The sequence below is a fragment of the Lactococcus muris genome (assembly GCF_042849115.1).
Taxonomy (GTDB): Bacteria; Bacillota; Bacilli; order Lactobacillales; family Streptococcaceae; genus Lactococcus; species Lactococcus muris.
Window position 1 is genome coordinate 1 of the sequence record NZ_BAAFQO010000050.1, and the last position, 1,274, is coordinate 1,274.

1 protein-coding gene is annotated in these 1,274 nt (G+C 44.4%); it reads right to left on the minus strand.

The features are described from left to right. A partial coding sequence (locus tag ACGHCK_RS11435) for an ISL3 family transposase (RefSeq protein ID WP_394304582.1) occupies nt 1–1,274 on the minus strand: 1,274 nt, incomplete at both ends.

A 1,274-nucleotide genomic window follows, 5' to 3' on the forward strand; every position in this document is an offset into this window, starting at 1 on the left:
TTGTTGGAGCAAAATCCGTTTTCTAAGATGATCAAAACGCCCAAAACCAAAGGCAATGCGTTTGATAAGCTTACAGAGATTATTTTTTCCCTCTAATGGGCCGTTGGAACAAGATGAGACAATGCCTCTTGCAATGGCCTGCTTGTGCTTAATTAGATAACGACAAGACTTTTTAAAGTCCTCAGGCAAGCTTTCAGGAAGGGTTTCAATGACCTCAAAAAAACGGTCAGGATGCTTGTCATGAAAGGCGTCCAAAGCAGACTGATAGACCTCATAGGCTTCTTGAAGTTGTTGGCTGTAGGCTAAAAGATAATCAATCACTTCCCCTTCTGTCCGCCATTCTCCGCGAAAAAGTGGCCATTGTTTCCGGTTCTGATAATTGACCTTGCCGTTCCATTTGAGAAGCTGGCGCCAGTATTTCTTGAGCTTGCGGTAGATCTTGCCATTGTCCCCTTTCAAATTCTTGAGTTGTTTCATTTCCTTGACCCGAAGCTGGTTAAAAGCCCGAGACAGTTGCTGGATGACATGAAAGCCATCAATGATTAATTTTGCATTGGGAAAGAGGGTCATAAGTGCAGGATAGGAGGCATTCATGTCCATGACAATGGTTTTCACCTTGAGACGCTCAGAGCGAGGGAATTTCAGGAAATAGGTCATCAAATCCGCTTGTTTTCGACTTTCCAGAATGTCAATAATATCATGTGTGAGTCCATCAGAGTAGACAAAAGCTAAGCCATTATCAGAATTTTGAGTGGCTTTGAACTCGTCAAAACAAAGGATTTCTGGCAAGCTCCTAAAGGTCTGTTTGAGTGGGATTTGATCTACAATTTGCCAGCAGAAAGCAGGCGACACAAAGTAGCGTCTAGCCACATCTGTCATGGCCATTTTGGCCTTAAAGTCAAGAAGAATGGCGGCCTTAACCAGCGAGGAGATATTGGCCCCAGGCGCAACGAAATAAGGGGCTGGTGTGAATGTAGCCCCACAATCTGCGCAGTCATACTTTGCCTTCTTTAGCTCCAAAACTCTGGGTCTATGCCCGCTAGGTGTCATAAGGACTTGAGAAACCCTGTAATTACGGACCTTACGGCTGTCTGAAATCACACCACAAGCAGGGCAAACCGTCTCTTTAGGGCGATAGCTGGCGGAAAAGATTTGTGCTTGATGATGTCCTGTCAGCTTTGTAAAACCAAGTCGGAAGTAGTTTTCTTCAGGGAAAATGAGGTCTGAGGCTTTCAAGTCTAGCATCAATGTGATAAAATCGGAATGAGTCATAG